Source organism: Sandaracinobacteroides sp., assembly GCF_057137845.1.
In genome coordinates this window covers 1-2,791 of sequence record NZ_DBNHFX010000059.1, presented here as the reverse complement: position 1 = coordinate 2,791, position 2,791 = coordinate 1, and the positions used below count along the sequence as shown (strand labels likewise).

Below are 2,791 nucleotides of genomic sequence, written 5' to 3'. Positions count from 1 at the left end.
CTGTCCTGCGGGCAGATGCGGCCGCAGATTTCCGGCATCGTCGAGGTGGAGGAGGAAACCTCATAGGCTTCGCGCAGGCGGCCGTCGGCGGCGAGCTTCAGCCAGTCGGGGATGTGGTTTTCCAGCGGGCAGTGGGTCTGGCAGAACGGAACGCCGCACTGGGCGCAGCGCGCGGCCTGTTCGGCGGCCTTGTCGGCCAGCAGCGCGGGGCTGATTTCCTCGAAGTCGCCGGTGCGGACGCCGGCATCCCGCTTTTGCGGATAGGCCTGACCCAGATGGACAAAGCGCTGCATCCTGTTTTCGGCCATCCGTTCCTCGCCGTCGATTCGGGGTTTCGAGGAGCGTGCCTACGCGCACCCGCAACATCTGGCGAGTAGTAAGGGCAATAACACTGACCTATTATCTGAAATAATCCTGACAGGCCGTCCATCGCAGCCGTTTGATCGGATAAAAAAGGACCATTTCGATACTATCGTGCCAGCAGCCAGACCAGCGCAACCGTGCCCAGCACGATCCGATACCAGGCAAAAGGCGCAAAGCCGTGGCGGCCCACGAAGTCCACCAGCCACCTGACCACCAGAAGCGCCGACACGAAGGCAACCGTGAAGCCGATGGCGATCAGCCCGAAATCATCGAGGTTCAGCAGCGCCCGTTCCTTGTACAGCGCGTAGGCGGTGGCGGCCGCCATCGTCGGCACCGCCAGGAAGAAGCTGAACTCGGCGGCGGTCCGTCGGTCGAGGCCCATCAGCAGGCCGCCCATGATGGTTGCCCCGGAACGCGAAACACCGGGGATCATCGCCAGGCACTGCACCACGCCAACGCCAGCCGAAAGACGCGCAGGCATCGCCTCGACGCTGGTGGCAGGGCCGGGCGTCACCATGCGTTCGATCAGCAGGATGGCGATGCCGCCAAGGATCAGCGCGATCGCCACCGTCAGCGGGCTTTCGATCAGCGCGCGGATCGCCGAATAGGCAAAGACGCCGATAACCATCGCCGGCAGAAACCCCAGCAGGATGTTGCGGGTGAAGGCAATCGCGCCGGGATCGCGCCGCACCAGCCCGGTAATCACACCGGCAAAACGCTGCCGATAGGCCACCAGCACCGCCAGAATCGCGCCAAGCTGGATTGCGATCTTGAACGCAATCGAGCCTTCGCCGTTAAAGCCCATCAGTTCCGAGGCGAGAATAAGGTGCCCGGTCGATGAAACCGGCAGAAATTCGGTCAGCCCCTCAAGCAGGCCCAGAAGGAACGCCTGCGTGATCGAAGTCAGGTCCATGGCGTATCCTGCAATCCGGCTGGTGGTCAGGCGATGGCGGTGAAGCGGCCGCCCTGCCGGTAACGCACCAGCCACTGCGGCGCGACCGTCGCCAGCGCCGTCGGCTCGATGCCAAGGTCGCCAAGGCCGGGATGCCGCCCCGACGCCACATTATCATGGCGCAGCATTTCAAACTGGTCGCCGCTAAGTGGCGCGCCGGGCAGGAAGCCCAGCCCGGCCAGCAGCTTTGCGCCCAGTTGCGGCACATCGATGCGGGGCGTTTCTTCGGCCCCCGTCATGTCGGCGATACGGCCGACAAGTTCGCGCATGTTCAGCGTTTCCGGCCCGACCAGTTCGTGCACGCTGCCGGCGCCGCCAGCCGACGACTGCCCGGCGATCGCCAGAATCGCCGCCGCCACATCCTTCACGAATACCGGCTGGAACCGCGTTTCCGGGGCTATCACCGGCACGGCTGGCGCCGATGCGATCAGCCCCGCCAGCCGGTTGGTGAAATCGTCGCCAGCGCCGAACACCACGCTGGGGCGCACGATCGCAGCACCCGGAAAGGCAGACCGCGCCGCCTTCTCGCCTTCGGCCTTGGTGCGGCCATAGGCGGAACGCGAATGCGTGTCGGCGCCGATCGCCGACATGTGCACCAGCGTGCGGGCGCCCGCATCCGCTGCAGCGCGCGCCACGTTCGCCGCACCCGCTACATGCACGTCGGCGAAGCGCTGCCCGCCCTTTTCGTCCAGTATGCCGACAAGGTTCACCACCGCATCGGTCCCGCGCAGCGCCGCTGCCAGGCTTTTCGGCTGGCGGACATCGCCGAAACGCGCACCCACCTGCCCCAGATCGCCCAGTGATTTCAGGTGGCGGGCGTGATCCGGCGTGCGGCAGACTGCGACGACGCGCCACCCGGCCGCTGCAAAGCTTTCGGCAACCACGGTTCCGATGAAGCCCGAACCGCCGACGAGCGCGACCAGCCGGGGGGCGTGAAAGGGGGCAATGGACATGGCCGCCCTCTAGCCCGCCCGGCCGCCCGTTGACAATGCGGCGGACTGCCCCGCGCGCAAAAGTTGGCGGTTTCGGCAAACTTCGCATTGACAAGCAGCGAGCGCCTGCCTAACCGGGCGCCCACCGAGAGCACCTGCCCAGGTGGCGGAATTGGTAGACGCGCAGGTTTCAGGTACCTGTGGCCGCAAGGCCGTGAAGGTTCGAGTCCTTTTCTGGGCACCATTTGGTAGTATTGCGACACCCGTATCGGGATCGGGGTGGCGAATGGCCAAGGTGGCCAGCCCCCGAATGGGGTGGCTCCGTCCCGCCAGAATGCGATATGGCGCTCATCGAGGCAGCCAGATCCGTGTGGCCATCGGCGTTATTCCACCACCGGGTAGTTGGGCATCGGCCAGGGGTGGTTCGGGTTGTCCATCATCAGATCGATGAAAATCGGCAGCAGGCAGCCGAGGATCGCGCTGCAATCGCGGACCTGTGCGCGGTTTACGCCGCTGTTCCAGGTCGAGCCGCCGTGGACGAGCT

The 2,791-nt window shown here is 65.6% G+C and carries 2 protein-coding genes, 1 tRNA gene and 1 pseudogene; 1 reads left to right on the top strand and 3 read right to left on the bottom strand.

Features of this window, described 5'->3' with window-relative positions; translation table 11 throughout:
• The 3 genes and pseudogenes from AC16JP_RS02885 to AC16JP_RS02875 all read right to left on the bottom strand — a co-directional run.
• Positions 1–308, bottom strand: a pseudogene (locus tag AC16JP_RS02885) (NAD(P)-dependent oxidoreductase); the annotation flags it as partial.
• A 161-nt stretch (positions 309–469) separates the two neighbouring features.
• Positions 470–1,276: an undecaprenyl-diphosphate phosphatase gene (locus AC16JP_RS02880; RefSeq protein WP_484339095.1), complete on the bottom strand. Its 807-nt coding sequence runs from the start codon at positions 1,274–1,276 to the stop codon at positions 470–472.
• 26 nt (positions 1,277–1,302) lie between these two features.
• Positions 1,303–2,268, bottom strand: a complete 966-nt coding sequence (locus AC16JP_RS02875) for a complex I NDUFA9 subunit family protein (protein ID WP_484339094.1) — start codon at positions 2,266–2,268, stop codon at positions 1,303–1,305.
• A gap of 136 nt (positions 2,269–2,404) precedes the next feature.
• Between AC16JP_RS02875 and AC16JP_RS02870 the strand changes: the two genes are divergently transcribed.
• Positions 2,405–2,491, top strand: a tRNA-Leu gene (locus AC16JP_RS02870).
• Positions 2,492–2,791 lie beyond the last annotated feature (300 nt).

Excerpts from the sequence above, each read along its gene's own strand:
- AC16JP_RS02880 (WP_484339095.1), bottom strand. The coding sequence starts at position 1,276 with ATGGACCTGACTTCGATCACGCAGGCGTTCCTTCTGGGCCTGCTTGAG.
- AC16JP_RS02875 (WP_484339094.1), bottom strand. The coding sequence starts at position 2,268 with ATGTCCATTGCCCCCTTTCACGCCCCCCGGCTGGTCGCGCTCGTCGGC.